This window comes from Alloyangia pacifica, from assembly GCF_900116195.1.
In the GTDB taxonomy this organism is placed as follows: domain Bacteria; phylum Pseudomonadota; class Alphaproteobacteria; order Rhodobacterales; family Rhodobacteraceae; genus Salipiger; species Salipiger pacificus.
Window position 1 is genome coordinate 1 of record NZ_FOZW01000021.1, and the last position, 19,705, is coordinate 19,705.

At 64.1% G+C, this 19,705-nt stretch carries 18 protein-coding genes; 1 reads left to right on the forward strand and 17 read right to left on the reverse strand.

What is annotated here, in order from left to right; genetic code table 11:
• The first annotated feature begins 857 nt into the window (after positions 1-857).
• Positions 858-1,886: an IS110 family RNA-guided transposase gene (locus BM397_RS26915; protein ID WP_017466959.1), complete on the forward strand. Its 1,029-nt coding sequence runs from the start codon at positions 858-860 to the stop codon at positions 1,884-1,886.
• Between the two features lie 866 nt (positions 1,887-2,752).
• Here BM397_RS26915 and BM397_RS29560 read toward each other — a convergent pair.
• The 17 genes from BM397_RS29560 to BM397_RS27000 form a co-directional block, all read right to left on the reverse strand.
• On the reverse strand, positions 2,753-3,040 hold the full coding sequence (locus tag BM397_RS29560; RefSeq protein WP_218124940.1) for a copper-binding protein: 288 nt from the start codon (positions 3,038-3,040) through the stop codon (positions 2,753-2,755).
• 18 nt (positions 3,041-3,058) lie between these two features.
• Entirely contained in the window at positions 3,059-3,559 is a 501-nt protein-coding gene (locus BM397_RS29565) for a cupredoxin domain-containing protein (RefSeq protein ID WP_218124941.1), read from the reverse strand.
• A 29-nt stretch (positions 3,560-3,588) separates the two neighbouring features.
• Positions 3,589-4,950, reverse strand: a complete 1,362-nt coding sequence (locus BM397_RS26925) for a multicopper oxidase family protein (protein ID WP_092430901.1) — start codon at positions 4,948-4,950, stop codon at positions 3,589-3,591.
• Positions 4,947-6,359 (reverse strand): TolC family protein, encoded by a 1,413-nt coding sequence (locus tag BM397_RS26930; protein ID WP_092430902.1) that lies wholly within the window; start codon positions 6,357-6,359, stop codon positions 4,947-4,949. Before BM397_RS26930 ends, BM397_RS26925 begins: the two co-directional genes overlap by 4 nt.
• Positions 6,356-6,571, reverse strand: a complete 216-nt coding sequence (locus BM397_RS26935) for a hypothetical protein (RefSeq protein WP_092430903.1) — start codon at positions 6,569-6,571, stop codon at positions 6,356-6,358. Before BM397_RS26935 ends, BM397_RS26930 begins: the two co-directional genes overlap by 4 nt.
• A gap of 680 nt (positions 6,572-7,251) precedes the next feature.
• Positions 7,252-8,091, reverse strand: coding sequence for a DUF6692 family protein (locus BM397_RS26945; protein WP_092430954.1), 840 nt, complete (start codon positions 8,089-8,091; stop codon positions 7,252-7,254).
• A gap of 381 nt (positions 8,092-8,472) precedes the next feature.
• Positions 8,473-9,129: an EF-hand domain-containing protein gene (locus BM397_RS26950; protein ID WP_092430906.1), complete on the reverse strand. Its 657-nt coding sequence runs from the start codon at positions 9,127-9,129 to the stop codon at positions 8,473-8,475.
• 397 nt (positions 9,130-9,526) lie between these two features.
• Entirely contained in the window at positions 9,527-9,994 is a 468-nt protein-coding gene (locus tag BM397_RS26955; RefSeq protein ID WP_092430907.1) for a DUF411 domain-containing protein, read from the reverse strand.
• Positions 9,995-10,397: 403 nt separating this feature from the next.
• Positions 10,398-11,807: a fused MFS/spermidine synthase gene (locus BM397_RS26960; protein WP_245696258.1), complete on the reverse strand. Its 1,410-nt coding sequence runs from the start codon at positions 11,805-11,807 to the stop codon at positions 10,398-10,400.
• An 80-nt stretch (positions 11,808-11,887) separates the two neighbouring features.
• On the reverse strand, positions 11,888-12,418 hold the full coding sequence (locus BM397_RS26965; RefSeq protein ID WP_092430910.1) for a DUF6064 family protein: 531 nt from the start codon (positions 12,416-12,418) through the stop codon (positions 11,888-11,890).
• A gap of 670 nt (positions 12,419-13,088) precedes the next feature.
• Entirely contained in the window at positions 13,089-13,763 is a 675-nt protein-coding gene (locus tag BM397_RS26970; RefSeq protein ID WP_092430912.1) for a GntR family transcriptional regulator, read from the reverse strand.
• A gap of 79 nt (positions 13,764-13,842) precedes the next feature.
• On the reverse strand, positions 13,843-14,631 hold the full coding sequence (locus BM397_RS26975; RefSeq protein WP_092430913.1) for an HpcH/HpaI aldolase family protein: 789 nt from the start codon (positions 14,629-14,631) through the stop codon (positions 13,843-13,845).
• Positions 14,628-16,049 carry an FAD-binding oxidoreductase gene (locus BM397_RS26980; RefSeq protein WP_092430914.1) on the reverse strand — a complete coding sequence of 474 codons (1,422 nt, stop codon included), beginning with the start codon at positions 16,047-16,049 and terminating at the stop codon, positions 14,628-14,630. Before BM397_RS26980 ends, BM397_RS26975 begins: the two co-directional genes overlap by 4 nt.
• A 103-nt stretch (positions 16,050-16,152) precedes the next feature.
• Positions 16,153-17,169 (reverse strand): DctP family TRAP transporter solute-binding subunit, encoded by a 1,017-nt coding sequence (locus tag BM397_RS26985; protein ID WP_092430916.1) that lies wholly within the window; start codon positions 17,167-17,169, stop codon positions 16,153-16,155.
• 32 nt (positions 17,170-17,201) lie between these two features.
• The gene (locus tag BM397_RS26990; RefSeq protein ID WP_092430917.1) at positions 17,202-18,479 is read right to left on the reverse strand and encodes a TRAP transporter large permease; all 1,278 of its coding nucleotides are present in this window, start codon (positions 18,477-18,479) and stop codon (positions 17,202-17,204) included.
• Positions 18,476-18,994: a TRAP transporter small permease gene (locus BM397_RS26995; RefSeq protein WP_092430918.1), complete on the reverse strand. Its 519-nt coding sequence runs from the start codon at positions 18,992-18,994 to the stop codon at positions 18,476-18,478. The genes BM397_RS26990 and BM397_RS26995 overlap by 4 nt, the downstream gene beginning before the upstream one ends.
• Positions 18,991-19,704, reverse strand: coding sequence for an SDR family NAD(P)-dependent oxidoreductase (locus tag BM397_RS27000; protein ID WP_092430920.1), 714 nt, complete (start codon positions 19,702-19,704; stop codon positions 18,991-18,993). The genes BM397_RS26995 and BM397_RS27000 overlap by 4 nt, the downstream gene beginning before the upstream one ends.
• Position 19,705 lies beyond the last annotated feature (1 nt).

A 19,705-nucleotide genomic window follows, 5' to 3' on the forward strand; every position in this document is an offset into this window, starting at 1 on the left:
CCCACGCGCTCGGTCCGGCGTTACCCCCCTACTCGCCCCGACGGCATCGCCATGCCATGGTGGGATCGTCGCCTGCTGATCGGATCGATGCCGCGGATGGTCGTTGGCGCCTTTCCTGGCCGCCTACCTAGCACGCAAGAGATCCTGAACGACCGAGGACTGCCTGGCTACCCGCCTGCGCGGGCAACCCGGCGGCCTCAGGCAAGCTAGTGACCCGCGCCCATCGTAGACATCGACATGGCATCAGAACCTGCGCAACATACCAACGAGCGCGGCTCGGAGCATGATCTCAAGGCGATCTTTGCACCCGTTGCCCGAGAAGAGGGGCCCCATACCTCATATGCCCGCGTCGCGCTCACCCTCGGATGCCAGCCGATGCCTGCCCCCGAGGCGAAGAGCTCTCCGTCGTTGCACGGCCCGGTGCGCTCGCACGCCCCAGGCATCGCCCCGCCACCAATTTTCAGATGTCCGGCGACCGAAAGGGTGCGGGGCATAGGGGAACGTCCTCAGCTCTTGCGCGCCATCCGCACCAGATCGGCGCGCTCAAGCTGGCCAAGAAGCCGCTGCCGCAGCGCGACTACGCCATCCTCTTGTAGGTCCGGAAACGCATGTTTTCGGCGGAACAGAGTGGGAGAGGGCGAAGCCCGACCCACGGGCCGGACACGGACAGTCAAAGGATCGAAGACGGGAGTGGTGCGGCCCGCAGCGCGCAGCGCGAGGACACGGCCCCGGCGCAGACGACGCCAAGGGCGGCGCTTGTCTTTTGACTTTCCGGGGCCGGTCTGATGGAGCGGATGCCCCCAACCGGGGGCCGATGTTACCTTGTGCCGGAGGCACTCAATCGGGAGGACATAAAAGTGGACGAACTACACATCGTTGGTATCGATTTGGCAAAACAGACATTCCACCTGCATGGCGCGAAGCAGGATGGAACCGTTCTGTTCCGCAAGAAACTGCCACGCGCTCAAATGACAAAATTTTTCGACCAGCTCGAACCATGCACGATTGCGATGGAAGCTTGTGCAACGGCTCATTTCTGGGGGAGGGAGATGGAGGAACTCGGACACGTAGTTCGATTGATCCCACCCCGCTATGTGAAACCATTTGTCAAACGGCAAAAGAATGATTCAAATGATGCAGAAGCAATCGTTGAGGCCGCCCTCCGCCCGACGATGCGATTTGTATCTGTAAAATCGCCAGATCAGCAATCCCTAGCCGTCGTCTACCGGAGCCGGGACCTTTTGGTTCGACAGAGGACTCAGCTTGTCAATGCGCTTCGTGCACATCTGGCAGAATTTGGCGTCGTGACGGGGAAGGGAATTATTCAAGTAAAAAAACTCGCTGCAATTATTGAAGGCGAGGATTGTCCGCTTCCCGATACTGTCCGGGGTGTAGGAGTGATCTATTTGGAGCAGATCGGTCAATTGACTGATCAAATTCAAGGGCTGGAGGTCACTATCCGAAAAAGCGCCAGACTAGATGCGGTTTCCGTTCAACTTCAAAAGATCCCGGGCGTCGGCCCCATCGGTGTCATGGCCTTAGAAGCCTTTGCTCCCCCAATGCAGTGCTTCCAATCTGGACGAAGTTTTGCAGCTTGGCTCGGGCTCGTCCCCCAACAACACTCTACTGGCGGCAAAGCAAAGTACGGAAGGGCTTCGAAAATGGGACAGGCGGATATACGTAGACATCTTGTGGCGGGCGCCATGTCCGTGATCCATTGGGCAAAGAGCAGGGGCTTTGCGGGAAACACCTGGCTTGAGCGGTTGGTTGGCCGAAAGCCTACCATGGTCGCCGCGATTGCTTTGGCCAACAAAATGGCAAGGACCATCTGGGCCATGCTGTCAACCGGAGAGGAATATCGGATGGGAGGGGTGGCGGCAGCCTAAGCTGCATTCAACACAATCATCCGATATGCAAGGAATGTTGCAGTAGAGTAAGGACAGCGATCAGAGATTGATCAGGGAAACCAGTGCCCAACAGCGAACAATCAAGTTCGAAGGTCTGATTTGGCCCCTGAAGCGTATCTCCATACCGGCCCGCGGACATGAACATAGCCGCATCAACGAGGCCTTACACATGACCGCAACAGATCCAGTTCCTGACCCTACCAAAACAGACCTTGCACCACAGGGGGCATCCACACATGTTGGGCGGACAAACGAACAGAATGATACCAGGGCGGGGGTGAGCGGGCGCCAGCCCGTCGAGCCCCTGCCCTGCCCTTCGGCCCCATGCGAGCCGCGCGCCCCGCGCGGCTCTCCTCAGATCAATCCGCCAGAGCTTTCCAGCCCGCCCCCGGCCGAGGGGACGGGGCGGGCCTTGCAGGCGGCGAGCGGGACGCGCACCCATATCGCGAAGGATGGCGAGCCGGCTTGTGGGAAGGTCTGGCTTGATGCCCGGCCGATGGCGGGGCGGGAGCGGTCAGGGGGCCTCAGGGCGGCGGTGCCATAGAGGCCGCAGAGCGCCGCCCAAGATCAATGCCTGATTTTTGGGCAGGTTAGGCCAGCGCCAATGCTGGAAGGGCCGAGGGAGCTTTTATCCACAGGGCTGCCCACTGCCGCTGCGGATGAAAACCCTGGCACGCCGCGCAACCTTGCCGATTGCGCTTTGATGACGTTCGCCGCGCCCTCGACGAAGGGGTAAAATGCGGACTTTTCCTGCCTTTCGCCGCGCTGCGGCGAATCTTTGTGACGGACCCGTTACATTCTGGCCGAGAATCCCGCGCCGACCAGAGTCGGCGCGGGAGCTATCATCACTGCTGCTCCATCTCGGTGACGGTGAGTTTGCCGTTGACCCGGTCAGCGGTGAACCGGACTTCACTGCCTTCCGCCAGCCCTTCCAACATCGCGGCATCCGCAACCACGAAGACCATCTTCATCGCGGGCATGTCGAGATTTTCCAGGGGACCGTGATCGATGGTCACCTTGCTCCACTTGGTGTCGACCTTGGTCACCGTGCCGGTGCTCATGCCATCGTCGCTCTGGGCGAACGCTGTGGTCGCCGAAAGGACGAGTGCAGCTGCAATCGAAAGAAGTTTCATGGGATGTCTCCGCTTGGATCAGTTGACTGTGAGGGGGCCATGCATGCCGGCTTCGTAATGGCCGGGCAGAAGGCATGCGAATTCGAAGGTGCCGGGTTCGCCGAAGGTCCAGAGGATCTCGGCCTCCTGGCCCGGCTCAAGGCGGACGGAGTTAGGATCGTCGTGCTCCATCTCCGGGAACTTCGCCATAAGTTCCTTGTGCTCAGCATTGGCTGCGGCGGTGTCCATGACGAACTCATGGACTTCTTCGCCGGCGTTGATGATGTGCAGACGCACGGTCTCGCCAGCGGCAAAGTCGAGTTCCTTCTTGTCGAAGACGTAGACGGAGTCCGCGTCGTAGTCCTCGTTCATCACGATCTCGACCGTGCGCGTGGGCTCGCCTTCGGCGGTCGAGCCAAGCGCCATGGCGTGGCCCTTCATCGGGCCATGATCGTCGTCGTGACCACCGGCGTGCTGCCCGGCAGCCGATACGAAGGTGGGCGCGAGCAGGGTCGCGAGTGTGAGTAGTGCTTTCTTCATGAGCTTTGGTCCTCCTGTGCTCGAATAAGTCAGCCCAGCCTCACGCCGCCGCGCGGCGTGAGAAGGGTTTTGGGGCTGGTGTTGGATGCGTGGTCCGGAAGTTCGCCGGTCCATTCGTAGGCCTGCGTGCCGGGGGGATTCTCGTACCAGCCGGGATCGCTGTAGTCGCCTGCCTCGATCCCCTCGCGCACCTTCATCACGGTGAACATGCCGCCCATCTCGAGCGGCCCGTGAGGCCCCCAACCGGTCATCATGGGGATGGTGTTTTCGGGAATTTCCATGGACATCTCGCCCATGTCCGCCATGCCCGCGGTGCCCATCGGCATGTAGCCGGGCTGCTGGCGGCGCACCATTTCCGTCAGCCGTCGCTTGTCGGCGCCGATGACGGTCGGAAGCTCATGGCCCATCGCATTCATAGTGTGGTGCGACTTGTGGCAATGCAGCGCCCAATCGCCCTCATGCACGGCGTCGAACTCATAGGCGCGCATGGCGCCGACGGGGATGTCGATGGTCACCTCGGGCCAGCGGGCTTCGGGGCGTACCCAACCGCCATCCGTACAGGTGACTTCGAAATCGTAGCCGTGCATGTGGACCGGGTGATTGGTCATCGTGAGGTTCCCCACGCGCACGCGCACCCGGTCGCCTTTCGCCGCGACCAGCGGGTCGATGTCGGGGAATATCCGGCTGTTGAAAGTCCAGAGATTGAAATCCGTCATCTCGGCCACGCGCGGGATATAGGTCCCGGGATCGATGTCGTAGGCCGCCAGAAGGAAGGCAAAATCCCTGTCGACAGGCATGAACTCGGGATCGCGCGGGTGGACGATGAAAAGCCCCATCATCCCCATCGCCATCTGCACCATCTCGTCGGCGTGAGGGTGGTACATGAAGGTGCCGGATTTCGTGAGATCGAACTCGTAGACGAAGGTCTTGCCCGGTGGAATCCCCGGGTGGCTGAGGCCGCCCACGCCATCCATGCCGGATGGCAGGATAAGCCCGTGCCAGTGGACCGAGGTGTGCTCGGGCAACCGGTTGGTCACGTAGATGCGGACACGCTCGCCCTCCACCGCCTCGATCGTTGGACCAGTGGACTGACCGTTATAGCCCCAGAGACGCGCGATCATCCCGTCGGCCATGATGCGTTCGACCGGTTCGGCAACCAGATGGAATTCCTTGACGTTGCCATTCATGCGGAAAGGCAGGGACCAGCCATTTAGGGTCACAACCGGATTGTAGTCCGGTCCGACACCCGGACGCTCTGGCACCTGCGTATAGGGGCTCTCGGTGCTCGCCGCCTCGGGCAGATCGCGAAAGCGGGTTTGGGCCATAGCTGCCGAGGCGAGGGTCGCCCCCGCGCCGATCCCGGCACCCAGAAGTTGTCTGCGGTTCATCATTCTTCGTCCTCCTCTTCGGAGGATGCGCCGACGTCGCCCCCCCAGATCGCGGCGGTGACATCAGTTTCGGCGAGCCAGTAGTCGCGCTTGGCCTCTGCGGTGGAAAGACGCGCATCGAGCCCCTCACGCGCGTCTTCGAGCAGCTCGAAGGTCGAGGTCAGCATCCCGTTATAGGACAGCAGAGCCTCTTCATCGATCTGCCTGCGGAGCGGCATGACCTCGTCCCGCCAATGGCGCGCGACGGCGTGGCGTCCGGTGACCGAGCGGTAGGCCATTCGTGCCTCGGCACGCGCATCGACAGCGGTCTGCGCAAGCATGCTGGCAGCCTGCAGGTAAGCCATCTGGCCGCGCTTCGAGACAAGACCGCCGGTGTCGTAGAGTGGGATCTCGAAGTCCACTTCCAGCACTGGGCTTCTTTCGGTCTCGTCGTCCGCGCGTTCGAGCTCGAGCCCGGCCGCAAGCGCGACATCGGAAATCATCCGCGTCTCGCCGGTCAGCTTGTAGTCGAGCGCAACGGCCTGCAGTTCGAGCTTGCCCGCCGCCAGATCAACGCGGTTCGCCAAGGCCATGCGTTCGATATCCGCCGAAGCACGGGGCCGGCCCGGCAGGGACGGCAGGGCGTCAGGCACATAGAAACTCGTGCCGCTGCCCCAGAGCCCCATAAGCCGCATGAGACGGTCCTTGGCGAGTTGTGCCTCGAGCCTGGCGGCGCTGCGCTCGCCCGCGAGTTCGGCGGTAAAGGCATGTTCGCGTGCCTGATCCGCCTTGCTCATCGCGCCAGTCCGGCCGAGTTGCGCGGCCAGCTCCGACCCGGCATCTGCGGTACCTTGCGCCTGACCGATCAGAGCGGCGGCTTCGAAAGCCCCCACAGCTTCGATCCAGGCACGCCGGGTCTCAATGGCGAGCGCGATGGTTTCGGAAAGCGCCGCGAGCTCTGCCTGTCGGAAACGGATCGCAGCGATCTCGGTCCGGGAGCGTGTGGTTGCGAGGTCGAGCAACGAGTTGATCAGCGTCGCTTCGAGAGACCGGGACACATCGCCGGCCAGCCCTGACACCGACACGCCCACCGAGGGGACCGGGCCCATCGCCGCTTCCCAGAGCTCGGCGGATGAAAGACCAAGGTCAGCGAAGTTGGCCTGCAGTGCCCGGTTGTTGATGAGTGCGACCTGTACTGCGGTGTCCGCGCTGATCGTCTTGCCGTTGATCAGCGCATGGACGCGCGACGCGTTTGCCTCGATCTCGGCGGCAGAGAGGTGCCATGCGGGAGCCGAGCCCAGAGCCTTGCGGCTCCCTGCCTCTACAGAGGCAAAGCCTGCACGGGGCGCGCTGGAGCTTTGTCTCAGGGCTGCGTCACCGCATGCCGCGAGAAGCAGGAGAGCTCCAAGAGCCGGAAGTGTCGCGCGCCTCATCGGCTTTCCTCCGACTGGGCGTCATTCAGGGCGCGCCAGTCGCCGGGCTCTTCGATGGCATGACGTGTGTAGGTGACAGTCGGACCCGCCTCGGCGAGTGCGGTCATGCCGGAATTGGTCGCCGCGACAAGCGTCGGCGAGGCATCAAGCTCGGCCACGGACGCGCAGCCCGCAGCGAGCAGCGGCAAGAAGGCCGCATGCAGAATTTTCATGGGATAGGTCCCGCGTTCAGAACATCTTCATTGCGCGGCCCAAGAGAGCCGCGGTGTCAGAAAGGATGTTCAGGCACGCGGAGGTCGGCGCAGTCCTTCGGGGCTGGCGAGGGGCACAAGCGAGGATGCAAAGGGGGCTCTGGCCAAGCGCTTCTCGACCAAGCCTTCCGACGGGGCGTAAGAACTTTCCGAGATCCCGAAGATGCACGCATGGCTCGAACAGTGCTCGGCCTGGTGACCCGTCGAAGACTCCGCCTCGTCGTGGACCTCGTGAGGCAACTGAGCATGCTGCTCTGCGTGAGGCTGCGAATGGTCTGACGCCGATGGAGTCTCCGCCTCACATGAGATCATCGCCGCCGCATTTGCCGGACCGAGAGTCATCCCGACCATGACGAGCGTCACGGCACAGAAGATGAAAATGACTCGAATCTTCTCCAGCATGGGCGAGAGTTACGCATCGCAGTACTCTCATAGCAAGTGCCGCGCGCTGTCAGCCTGAAACACTTTTCCGTCAGGCAATATTCTGCCGTCCGGTCGCCGGTTCGAGCTCTACGTTCCTGCGGACATATGAAAAGTGTGGGTGACCCCCACGCGATAGGAACCACCCCTTTGTCCTGCGGATGCTCCAGCTTACCAGTCCGATTAGGGAGCACCGCGATGGAAGGCGTGGCAACGAGACCTTAGCCGCTGCAGGACCAGAATCCGCGGTAGATCGCCTCCGGGCCAGGGGAGAGCCGGAAGGTCAGTTGGCTGTCCGAGCGCTGCGCATCGACCGGCTCGACCGCCATCTCGATCCCCTCGGTGCCGTAGGAGCGCTCGGCGTCGCCTGCATTCAACGAAAGGATGATGCCGTTGAGCTTGGTGACGGCTGCGCTGCCATCGGCGGCCGCGATCAGCACTGGGTCTTCGGTGCGGGTGCGGCGGAAGGCGCAGGTCTCGCCCTCGGGCATCGCGTCACCGGCCTCTTCGGGGGTCAGCGGTGCCGGATCGAGCGTCGACAGGAGCGTGTTGCTGAGCGCATCCTGCAGCGTGCCTTGCTGCGCGGGCGGGTCCTCGTAAACCTCGCGCACCACGTTGCCGGCGGCGACATCGGCGATCAGCGCGCGCATCTCGGCGATCTCCTTCTTCTGGGCTGTGGCAATGCCGTCGGCGAGTTTGCGCACTCTTGCGTCCTCGATTCCGGCCCGCTCGGAGGTCATGATGGCGATCGAATGGTGCGGGATCATCGCCCGCATGTAGCTTGCGCCATTCACTGTCACCTGGCTGCGCACCAGCCAGAGCGCGCCGGCGAAGACGACGATGCTGCCCGCGAAGATGGCGATATTGACTGCCCGACTGGGATACATTGCGGCCATGAAGGCGAGCATCACGAAGGCCATGGTCGCTCCCATGACGATCGCCATATAGACGCGGGTCTCGCTGAAGAAGACATGCTCGAAAGCGTAGGTGTTGAGATACATCAGCCCGAACATGATCACCGTCGAGGCGAGGATCATGAGGGCGAAACGGGAATAGGTCATCGGCACCTCCATGCTTGTCGCTTTCAGGCTCAACGGCCTTCCAGCGCTGGAGGGTTCCCGAAAAAGTGAACCTGCATGCGGGGGGTGCAGGAGTGGGCAGCCAATTTACGGCACACGCAGGCAACGCCGGCACGGAAGGCCTTCTGAAATTGATGCCATCAGTGTTCTTCGAGAAGGCCGCGAGCAGCCTGCTCGAATGTTCCGCCGTTCGCCGCGGCGGGCAGACGCGCATTTCGCCGGCGCCCGCCCGTCTTCGCACTGTACCAGCAACGGACCCATAAACTCCCCGAAATGCGAGAACCTGTCGCCTCCCGCGTCAACGTCAGCCAGCCCACCCACCTATCTGGGCCAGCAGCTTTTCAGGGGCAAAACAGCCTGAAGTCAGTTGTCTTGGCTCCCGCCCCAGAACCGGCGCATGCGCTCCATCATATGGCCGGGCGCGGCCATCTCGTCCGTGCTCAACGAACCACTCCCGTCTTCGTCGAGAGCCTGAAATCTGTCACTAAGAACGGGCCGGACCATGATGAGGTGGAGCTGTTCGAACTCTTCTGCTGAAAGCACGCCATCGCCGTCGGCGTCTGCGTCCGCAAAATTGCTCTCCATGCTTTGGAACATCTGTCCCAAGTCCATGTAGCCCTGCCCATCCCGAAATTGGCCGGGGTGCATCATCTCGCTCATCATGTCGCGGTCCATGTGGCTTGAACCGGGAAACATCGGGGGCTGGCCATTCATCATCCCGGGTCCGAAATTTCCATAATTCTGGTGAGGTGAGCGCTGCGGATACATGGGACGTTGTCCGCTCATCATGTCAGCCGGGCTGCCTTGCCCCTGCATCATGCCCTGTCCATAGCCGCCCTGTGGCATCTGCCCCTGCATCATGCCCTGGCCGTGACCATAGCCACCTCCGCCATACCCTCCGGAAGGGTTGCCCATCATGCCCTGGCCACCCCATCCCTGACCCGCTTCGTGAGCCCAAACAGCACCCGCAAGGGCGACGGTAGATGCCATTAGGAGCGCCGGAAATGTGCTGAGTTTCATTTTCATTCTCCTCGGCGGCGCAGTGAAGGCCGCTCTGATGTCATGTCTCCCGGGGCATTGATCCGCCGGGAGGCCAAGCATGCAGGATTCCAGCGCTGGAAGGTCCATGATCTGGATCAATCGGGCACCGCCGTGTTTGGTTCGGAAAAGGAGGGTCGTGAGCGCGACGTTTTGCGGGGTCAGGGCAACCAAGGCCCGACAAGGGTCGGTTCTGGCAGAAGGCTATGGCGCCGCAACACTGGCCGAAGATTAGCAGGGATGCGCGGAAGCACATGAGCCATCCGGGGAAGCGACATCGGCACGTGAGCTGTTTGACATTCGGCTACGGGTGCCGAACGCCGCCTTGGCTTAGGCACCAGCTACGACTGAGCGGGGACTGCAGAGGGGAGATACCTGCTCAGGCGGCCGGGTACCTGGTGAAGACCTCTGTGCTCCCATCCTTTCTGATCAGGATGACGTCATAGGCTTCGCGCTCGGTTTCGGGGCCCATGCCGGGCGATCCGTAAGGCATGCCGGGCACGGTGAGACCGATGGCCTCGGGGCGCTGCGCGATGAGCTTGCGGATGTCGGCCGCGGGCACGTGCCCTTCGATTATGTAGCCTTCGATCTCGCCGGTGTGGCAGGAGGTCATGTCCTGCGGGATGCCCTTGTCGAGCTTGTGGCGCATCAAAAGCGTGCCAAGGCTGTCCTCGGTGGTAACGGTGAACCCCTCACGGCGCAGGATTTCGATCCAACCCGTGCAACACCCGCAATTCGGGTCCTTGAGGACATGGATCGCCGGTGCGGCCTGCGCCCGAACTCCAAGCGGGACTGAAACCGTGAAGCTCGCGAGGGCGCTCATCATGCTGCGTCGTGTCAGGGTCATCGGTGGCTCCTTTCTGGTCCTTGCAGAGGCGTGCTTGCTGCCCTTGGCAAGGAGGGCTCGGTCTTTCTCGCTCAAGATGCCAGAGGCGGTTGAGCGACGGAAGGCCAACAGGCGCAACGCGTTCAGCGAACCGGCTGGGCGAATGCTGCCGCTACAGCTCAGCGTCCCTGGAACTCTCTGTTGGGCACAATGCAGCAGGCGCAGCGCCGGCCGGCCGGAAGGCGCAGCTTCAAGAACATAGCTGCGGCACAGAAACGTTTTGGCGTTTAGCGCAATATATCCGGCCCGGTCTCAACCGCGCACTCCCCGATGGACTGCGGAAAGGTAGGTCCGAACTGACCACCTTTGACCCCGTAAGCCATCGCCAATGGAGGCTGACCACCGGAGTACCCCACGGGTGCGCCTACCGATGCCCGACCCAGCCGCGATCATCGGTGAAGGCGCGGGCATCCGAGAGTTGGGTGTATTGGTAATCTTCCGGCAGACTGTCGAGTGCGGTCAGCGGTGTGCGCGACGCTGCGAGAAGGATGTTGCCACGCCCTCGGTCGCTGATCGGGCCGCGGATCGCCTCCACATGCGGGTAGAGCTCCCGCAGGATCGCATTGACGCCGCGCGCAAGCGGGCCGTCAGGCTTGTCGATCAGGTTCACATAGATCGGCCCATCCACGATGCCGCGCAGACGTTCGAAGGTCTCGAGCGTCACGAGGTGGGCCGGTACCGAGCCCGAGGAGAAGGCATCCATCACCGCGGCATCGAACCGACGGTCCGTTTCGTTCAGGTAAACCCGCCCATCCGCATGCACGAGGCCAAGCCGCCCGGCGGCGGCCTCGCTGGCTTCGTCGTACCCCGTGCGTGCAATCATCTGTCCAGCCCGCGGCAGGTTGTCCTGCACGACATGGGTCACGAGCGGGTCGATCTCGACGGCTGTCGCTCGGGCCTCGGGGCGCGAAGCGATAAGCTCGGTCGGCAGGGTGTAGCCGCCGCCACCGACAAAGAGCACCGACGGCGCCGGGCCCAAGTCATGATCGAGGCGGTTCCAGAGCCACTGCGTATAGGGCAGGACCAACTCACCCGCAGCCGCCTTCGGCTCAGCGGCAGACGCCCACTCGGCGGCCTGTATGGTTCCATCCGAGACGAGCAGGACCTCGGGACCGCTCTTCGCGACATGGAGGCACGAGAGGCCAGACTCGTACTCGCAGGCCGGCGCGCCAGCCAGACCCGCGAAGGCCACGAAGCCGCCCGCTGCCACAGACACGACTCTGTTCTGCTCCCCTCGGTCAGCGGGCCCGCTCCGCAGGAATGGCAAGCACAGTAGCGCCGCCGCGCCGCAGGCAGCGAAGGTCGCCGTCGATCCGATCAGCGGCAGCGTCACGAACCCGGCGAGGATGGCACCGAAGATCGCGCCCACTGACCCGGCGGCCAGCACGATCCCCAGCGACGAGCCCTCGCGGCCCGGTCGCGCTTCGATTGCCAGCTTGGCCAGCAGAGGCGACGGCAGTGTCACGAAGACCGAAGCCGGAAAGAAGACGAGGATCACGGTCAGCAGCATGCCGCCGGTGCCACGCGCGCCCCAGGCATGGAACAGCCCGAGCAATGTCGGCGAGACCGCCATGAGTACCGCCGTCGCCACCAGCGCGTTTCGGACGTTGCCGAGCGCCACCGCGCGCGGGCGTTCGGCGATGAAGCCCCCCAGCGCACTGCCGAGCGAAAACCCCCCAAGGACGGTTGCGATCACGCTGGTCCAGGTCAGCAGCGAGGTGCCAAAGAAGGGCGCGAGCACGCGGCCTGCCGCGATCTCGTAGGTCAGCCCCACCGCCGAGAGCAGCAGGATGAGGGCAATGGTGATGGAGAACCGAATGGTGCGTTCCTTTGCGTTAGCGGATCATACCCAGCTCACAGCCCTATCACCGGATTGCTTGTTACACACGTAGGGGAAAGCTGTCGGTGAAGTTGGCGTCGACCACGCTGCCTTCCGATCCAGCCGACCAGCGAGTAGAGCGCGAGCCCGTAGACCATGGTAGCGAGCGCCAGGGCCGTTCGCAGGTCCCGCCCAGCGTAGATGCGGACGTCCGTCGTGACTGCGAAGGCGATCAGCAAGGCTCCCTCGATGACGAAGGCCAGGGCAAAGCCCCGCGCCGCCGCATTGATCTGCGTGAAATAGGCCCAGTGATACGCCGCCCCGCAGACAATCCACATCAGCCCGAGCAGCGCCAGCATGACCCGGGGCGCGCGCACCGTGCCGCGCAGGAAGAGGACGATCATCATGAGCCCACGGGATAGGCGAGCGTCCAGTAGGGCCATGCCGCTGCGTTCCAGGCGGCGAAGATCGCGAAGAACTCTTCCCTCGAAAACGGCATCGCCCTTCTCCCCGGCGAGGCTGCTGCGCCCTCCGAAGAGGCGCCAATGCGGGAGGATCTCGGTCAATGCTGCATGCGCAAAACGAATTTCGATTTTCTACGACCTGAATGGCGTGAAAGGGCTCGGAGCGGCTATGCCGCGGCGCAGAACGATCCTCGATCTCGGTCCGCTCCGAATGTCGGCTTCCACCTTGTTGGGCGATCGGATCGTCGCCGCAGCAAATTTCGGCTCCCCGCCTTTCCTCCCCCTTGGCTTCGCAGTTGCAGCGCAAACTCAGCAGGTGCGGCGATCGGCAGAAAGATCCGACCTACCAACCTTCATCCTCCGAAAATGCTGCGTGATGGACGAATGGCCGGTCTGGTGAAGATGCACCGCGGCGATCCGCCAGGGCCTTAACGGCGGGTGAGGGCCGGGTCCGTCGACCGGTAGGGGCATAGTTCCTCAGCAAGTGTTGTCTGCTTCTTGCGCCTTGCCGCCGCCCGAGCCGAACACCGCATGCGACCGGCACCTTCTCTAAACCAACGCTCGCCAGGTTTCAGAACCCCGGCCGAACGAAGCTATTGGCGACCGCCCTACCCTGCCCTGGATTCGAATAAGCGCCAATCTGTACGAGACTTCGGTGCCCGGAGAAGCCCTTACCCGTATATGGCGTCAGCAGAAGCGCGACCCCCGCAGAAGGAGAAAAGAAGAGAAACCTCGCGAGACTTGAAAAGAGCAAACTTGGCGAAGGGGATGCTCACGCCCTCGACAGCTCATCGATTGCATCAGATCGGATCGAAGTAATGTGCTTGCTAAGCACCTCGTCCACCTGCTTCCAGTCGCCATTTCGCAAGCCTTCGACAATCGCGACGTGCTGGTCGAAGCTGTCCTCGCGCCGCTGCTTGAACCGCGCGTTGAGAGCCGTGCGGATGGTCGCGATGCGCGCCTCGACCAGATCGAAGGCGTTCTGCACGAGGCTGTTGCCGCAGAAGTCGAAAAACAGGTTGTGGAACTCGGTATCGATACGCACGTAGCCGATCTCGTCACCGGCCTGCATCCTTTCGCGCATCCTTTCCACCGCACCCGACAGCGCCGCGAGGAAGCCTTCGCGATCCGCGGCCATCGACAGCCGGAGAGCTTCGCGCTCCAGCATGAGACGATAGTCGCAAATCTCGGCCACATCGGCCGCCGTGGGCTGAAAGACGAAGCTGCCACGCTTCGGCTTGATCGAGACGAGACCGGTGAACTGCAGCGCGTTGAGCGCGTCGCGCACCGGCGAGCGGCTGACCCCGAAGGCGGTGGCCAGCTTGTCTTCCGAGATGTTCTCGCCGAACTTGTAGTGGCCATCGATGATCGCTTCGCGCAACCGTTCGACGACAATCTCGGTCAGCGTCTTTGGTTGTTCGATCTGCATCTTCCGGTTCACGCTCATTCGGGCCGCCTTGCTCTCGGGCGCCCCTCGGCGCGACCCCGACGTCTTAGCACGCGGGGCAATGTCTGGAAAACCGACCTTACGCGAGGTTCGCAAGCTGCGCATCGCGCGCCGCTGCGGCATCATGCGCCGCGCCAATGAGGAAGGACACGTCGTTGACGCCGGCCACGAGGGTGAACCCCCGCGCGCGGAGATCGGCCCAGTCCCGACCACCTCCACAGACGGTTGCCAGCAGCCCGCCGGCCTCGATCACAGCGCGTTCGACCTCGGCAAAGGCCGCCTGCGGGGTTGCATGCTCCATCTGCTCCATGTGGCCGAGGGTCGCTGCGAGGTCGTTGGGGCCGAGGAAGATCCCGTCCACCCCGTCCACCGCGCAGATGCCCGGCAGCGCGTCGATGCTCTCGCGGGTCTCGCATTGCACGAGGAGGAGCACGTCCTCGTTCGCCGTGCGCACCGCATAGTCAGGCCGAGTGCCGTAGTCCGAGCCGCGCACGATCGGTGCCGCATAGCCGCGGCCCACGCCGCCGATGCCCCGCACCGGGTAGCGGCAGGAGGCGGCAATGCAGCGCGCCTGCTCGACGCTGTTCACCATGGGCACGACGATCGAGCGGAAACCGCGGTCGAGCACCTTCTTGAGCGTGGTGTCGGACCCGTCTGGAACGCGCAGGATCACCTCGCCGCCCGCGGCCTCGACAGCGCGGGCCACAGCAACCCATGTCTCGAGGTCACCGATGCCATGCTCGCCGTCGATCAGCACCACCGGCCAGCCGTGGCGCACGAAGATCTCGGCGATGTCCGGGTGGCCCAGCTCGGCCCAGGCGGCGGCGACGAACTCGCCCTTCTGCAGGCGGGATTTCAGAGCGTTCATGTGTCGGTCTTTCCGGTTGCGGGCGCGTCGATGACCTTGCCCGGGTTGAGCAGCCCCTGCGGGTCGAGCGCGGCCTTGATGCGGGCCATCAGCGCAAGTTCCTTCTCGGAGCGGGTGTAGGAGAGATAGGGTTTCTTCAGCAGGCCGATCCCGTGCTCGGCCGAGATCGTGCCCCCGAAGTCGCGCACCGTGTCGTAGACGATCGCGCTGATGCGCTTCATCGGCGGCTGCGCCTGCGCGCGGTCCAGCGCCACGATGTGCAGGTTGCCGTCGCCGATATGGCCGTAGTAGACCGACAGCGCCTCGGGCATGTCCTCTTTCAGCCGCGCCCGGCAGGCATCTGCGAAATCGTTCATCCTCGTCTGCGGCAGGCCGATGTCGAAGGCGCAATGCGGGCCCAGCACGGTCTGGAACTCGGCGCAGGCGTCCCTCACGTCCCAGAAGGACTGCACGTCGCCGAGGCTCTGCGAAATGGCGGCATCGGCGATGATCCCCGCCTCGAACACCCCCTCGATCCACGACATGAATCGCGGCCCGTCGATATCCTCGTCGAGCCCCTGCGCTTCGAGCAGAACGTAGACCGCATGTGTGCCTACGAGCGGGCTGCGCGCGCCAACCTCCTCGGTGACCACCTGCCAGTAATCGGGCCACATCACCTCGAAGGCCGAAAGCATCGGGCCGAGACCTCGCCGGGCCGCCGCCAGCAGCTTCAGCACATCCTCGTAAGAGGACAGACCGCAGAGCGCCGCGTTCACGCAGCCCGGTTTCGGGTGCATCCGCAGCACCGCGCGGGTCACGATCCCCAGCGTGCCCTCGGAGCCGATGAACAGCTGCTTGAGATCATAACCGGCGTTGTTCTTCAGCATCTTGTTGAGGCCGTCGATCAGCGTGCCGTCCGGCAGCGCATATTCGAGGCCCAGAACCATCTCGCGGGTCATGCCATAGCGGATCACGCGGTTGCCGCCGGCGTTGGTGCCGATGTTGCCGCCAATCTGGCACGATCCGCGCGCGCCGAGGTCGAGCGGAATGAAGAAACCCGCCTCATCCGCCGCCTTCTGGATCACCTCGAGCGGCGTGCCGGCGCGCACCGTCATGGTCGCCGCCGCAGGGTCGATCTCTTCGATCCCGTTCAGCCTTTCGAGCGAGATGGCGACGCAGCCCGCCACCGGGTGCGCGCCACCGGCAAGACCCGTCAGCCCGCCCTGCGCCACCATCGGCACGCCGTGTCCGGCGCAGATCCTGACCGCTTCGGCGACGCCCTCGGGACTGTCGGGACGCACCACCGCCAGCGGCGAGACATCCGGCAGGAAACTGGTGTCATGCAGGTTCCGCGCAGGCACGTCCTCCCCGGTGAGCAGCGCGGCGCCGGGAAAGCCCTCGGCCAGGGCGGCAAGGCAGGAAGCTGTGTCGAGAGGCATGGTCGCTCCGGTCGATGGGATGGGGAAAGGGATCTTGGGAAACCGGCGCGCGCGCGGGAGGACGGCGCGCCGGTTTCATGTCCGGCCCGAAGGCCGGGCATATTCAGGAGCCGCCACGAACCTTGTCGAGTTCTGCCAGCAGTCGGTCGAGGTTTTCCTGTCCGACGGACTCGGCTGCCGCGTCATAGACGGGGCCGACCAGTTCCCGCAGCTTGTCCAGCTCGGCCGCGGGCATCTCGTTGATCTCCATACCCTCGGAGGTCAGCAGCTCCGCGGCCTCACCAACGGCAGCGCGCGAGCGGGCGATCTGGGTCTCCCGCGCCTCGGCAGCGCAGGAGGACACCAGCGCCTGCTCGTCGGCATTGAGCCCTTCCCAGACCTGAAGCGACATCAGCACCGGCGTCGGCGAATAGGCGTGGCGGGTCAGCGTAAGGTACTTCTGCACTTCGTAGAACTTGGTCGCCTCGATCAGCGGCAGCGGGTTCTCCTGGCCATCGACGGCGCCGGTCTCGAGCGCGGTGAAGACCTCGCCGAAGGCCATCGGCACCGGGTTCGCGCCGAGGCGCCGGAAGGTGTCGAGGAAGATCGGATTCTGCATCACGCGGAAGTTCAGGCCCTCGAAATCCGCGACGGAATTCAGCGGGCGCTTGGAGTTGGTGGCATTGCGGAAGCCGTTCTCCCAGATCGACAGCAGGACGAGGTCATGCGCGGGCATCTTCTCGGCGAGGTAATCGAAGTAGGGCCCGGTCATGATGGCATCCACTTCCTCGTCGTTGGCAAAGACAAAGGGCAGCGAGAAGGCCCCCATGGCGGGCTCGATGCCGGCGATCGCCGCGGCACCGGTCACCACCATCTCGATCGAGCCGGAGCGCACCGACTGCGTGGCCTCGGCGTCATCGCCGAGCTGGCCGGAATAAAAGCCGCGCAGCTTCATCGATCCGTCCGAGCCATCGGCGAGGCATTCGGACATGGCATCAACACCGGCTGCCACGGGGTGATCCTTGGACGCGCCGTTGGACACCTTGAAGGTGTGGCGTCCGTAGTCTGCCGCCAGCGCGGGGCTGGTCAGCGCCGTCGCCGTGAGAATGACGGCCGCGAGGGTCTTGAACTTGAGCTTCATGGTAGGTCTCCTCCTGGGTGAAACGGGGTCGGTCAGCGCAGCCAGTTCAGCGGCGTCAGCACGAGTTGCGGGAACAGCACGAGTAGGATCAGCACGGTGATCTGCGCGACGAGGAAGGGCGCGGCACCCTTGGCCACCTTGTGCAGGGGCACGCCGGACACGCCCGCAGAGACGCTCAGCACGATGCCAACGGGTGGCGTGACGAGGCCGATGGCGCAATTGATGACGAAGAGCACGCCGAAGTAGATCGGGTCGATGCCAGCCTCCTCGACCACCGGCAGGAGCACCGGGGCGAGGATCAGGATGGTCGGCCCCATGTCCAGCATCGTGCCGATCATCAGCACCAGCGCCATGATCACGATCAGCAGCAGCGTCGGGCTGTCCACCAGCGGGCCGACGAGGTCCAGCACGATGCCCGACAGGTCGGCAATGGTGATGAACCACGCGGTCGCCAGCGCCGCGGCCGCCAGCATCATGACCACGGCGGTGGTCAGCGCGGCATCGCGGAAGACCCCGAAGAGATCACTTGGCTTGAGCTCGCGATGCACGACCATGCCAACGAAGATCGCGTACATCGCGGCGATCACCGCGGCCTCGGTCGGGGTGACCACGCCGAAGCGGATGCCGCCGAGGATGATCACCGGCATGCCCAGCGACCACAGCGCCTTGCGCGTTTCCTTCAGGCGCACGTCCCAGCCCTGCCGCGGCTGCGGCTGAACGTTATCCCGGCGCGCCACGATCAGCCAGGCGACGATGGCACCGATCCCCATCATCACGCCGGGCACGATGCCGGCCATGAAAAGCTGGGTGATCGACAGGTTGGTCGCCACCGCGAAGATGATGTAGGCGATTGACGGCGGGATGATCGGGGCAATCACGCCGCCCGAGGCCATGAGCCCGACCGAGCGCGCCTCGTCGTGGCCCGACTGCTTCATCATCGGCAGCATGATCGCGATCAACGCCGCGCTGTCCGCCGCCGCCGAGCCCGACAGCGAGGCGAGGATGATCGCCGCGAAGATCGCCACCACGCCGAGCCCGCCGCGCACGTGACCGACAAAGGCCATGGCAAAGCCGATGATCCGTCGGGACATGCCGCCCGCGTTCATCAACTCGCCCGCGAGCAGGAAGAACGGGATCGCCAGAAGCGAGAAGTTGTTGGCCCCCACAACCATCCGCTGCGAGATCACCTGCGGGTCGAAGAGGTCCATCTGCAACCCCATGGCCGCCGCGCAGATGATCAGCGCGAAGGCGACGGGCACGCCGATGACAAGGCTGACGCCGAGCGTCACGATGAACAGGACAAGGGTCATTTGTGCACCTCGATCTCGCTGTCGGCGACTGTCGGTTGACCCGGCGCTTCCGTCAGGCGGCCGGTGGCGTAGCCCAGCATCCTCAGCCCGGCCATCAGCCCCACCAGCAAGGACATCGGGATCAGCACGCCGAAGACCCAGATCATCGGCATGCGGGTGACGGGAGCGATGTTCGTCGCATTGACGTGGAATTGCTGGATGGTGCCCAAGAGGATCAGCACGCAGACCCCCATCACCGCGCCATTGGCAAGCGTCAGAAGCACCCGTCGCACCGGCGGGCTGACGGTGGCCACCACCAGGTCGAAGCCCATGTGCATGTTGCGCCGCATCGCCACGATCGCACCGAGGAAGATCAGCCAGACGAAGAAGAAGCGCGACAGCTCCTCGCTGACGTCGATGCCCGAGCCGAAGCCGTAGCGCAGCACGACATTGGCGAAGACCATCAGCGTCATGCCCGCCAGCAGGAACACCAGCACCCATTCGAGCGCCCGGAAGAAACAGTCGATCAGTCTCACCGCCGGCCTCCTGCAATCCGGATGATTTCACCCGTGGTGTAGGCCGCGTCGAAAAGCAGCCACTCCGTCGCCGCAGCCACTTCGTCCGGACTGCCCATGCGTTGCATCGGAATGCCTTCGGCGGCCCTGGCGCGCGCCGCAGCGTCGGTCATCACCGCGTCCTGGATTGGCGTGTCGATGATGCCGGGCGCCAATGCGTTCACACGCACCTCCGGCGCGAAATCCCGAGCCATGGCACGGGTCAGCGCTATGATCGCCCCCTTCGAGGCCCCGTAGCTGGCGAAGCCCGGCGCACCGCCGTTCTCTCCGGCGATCGAGGCCATGTTGACGATGGCGGCCGTGGAATGGGGGCGGCGCGCCTTAATGAAGCACGAGGCCACCTGCATGAACCCGGTGACGTTGATTGACAGCACCCGCGCAATCTCGGCCGGGTCGAGCGCGCGCCAATCCATCTGCTGCCCGAGAATGCCCGCGTTGTTGACGAGATGGGTGACCCCCTCGAGCGACGCCGCCGCCCCGGTCACCGCCTGCACGTCGGAAACATCCACCTGCCGGACCTCGGCGCTGTCGCCAAGCTCGGCCTGCGCGGCTTCCAGCGCCGCGGCCGAGATGTCCCACAGGATTGCCCGCATGCCGCGGGCCACCACCCGCCTTGCCACGGCGAGGCCGATGCCCGAGCCTGCACCGGTGATGAGCACTTTTGCAGTCATG

Bases quoted from the DNA above. Each gene is read 5' to 3' on its own strand.
- BM397_RS26950 (WP_092430906.1), bottom strand. From the start codon at position 9,129: ATGAAACTCAGCACATTTCCGGCGCTCCTAATGGCATCTACCGTCGCC.
- BM397_RS26925 (WP_092430901.1), bottom strand. From the start codon at position 4,950: ATGATGAACCGCAGACAACTTCTGGGTGCCGGGATCGGCGCGGGGGCG.
- BM397_RS29565 (WP_218124941.1), bottom strand. From the start codon at position 3,559: ATGAAGAAAGCACTACTCACACTCGCGACCCTGCTCGCGCCCACCTTC.
- BM397_RS26990 (WP_092430917.1), bottom strand. From the start codon at position 18,479: ATGACCCTTGTCCTGTTCATCGTGACGCTCGGCGTCAGCCTTGTCATC.
- BM397_RS26975 (WP_092430913.1), bottom strand. From the start codon at position 14,631: ATGAACGCTCTGAAATCCCGCCTGCAGAAGGGCGAGTTCGTCGCCGCC.
- BM397_RS26945 (WP_092430954.1), bottom strand. From the start codon at position 8,091: ATGACCTATTCCCGTTTCGCCCTCATGATCCTCGCCTCGACGGTGATC.
- BM397_RS26980 (WP_092430914.1), bottom strand. From the start codon at position 16,049: ATGCCTCTCGACACAGCTTCCTGCCTTGCCGCCCTGGCCGAGGGCTTT.
- BM397_RS29560 (WP_218124940.1), bottom strand. From the start codon at position 3,040: ATGAAACTTCTTTCGATTGCAGCTGCACTCGTCCTTTCGGCGACCACA.
- BM397_RS26930 (WP_092430902.1), bottom strand. From the start codon at position 6,359: ATGAGGCGCGCGACACTTCCGGCTCTTGGAGCTCTCCTGCTTCTCGCG.
- BM397_RS26955 (WP_092430907.1), bottom strand. From the start codon at position 9,994: ATGACCCTGACACGACGCAGCATGATGAGCGCCCTCGCGAGCTTCACG.
- BM397_RS26935 (WP_092430903.1), bottom strand. From the start codon at position 6,571: ATGAAAATTCTGCATGCGGCCTTCTTGCCGCTGCTCGCTGCGGGCTGC.
- BM397_RS27000 (WP_092430920.1), bottom strand. From the start codon at position 19,704: ATGACTGCAAAAGTGCTCATCACCGGTGCAGGCTCGGGCATCGGCCTC.
- BM397_RS26970 (WP_092430912.1), bottom strand. From the start codon at position 13,763: ATGAGCGTGAACCGGAAGATGCAGATCGAACAACCAAAGACGCTGACC.
- BM397_RS26985 (WP_092430916.1), bottom strand. From the start codon at position 17,169: ATGAAGCTCAAGTTCAAGACCCTCGCGGCCGTCATTCTCACGGCGACG.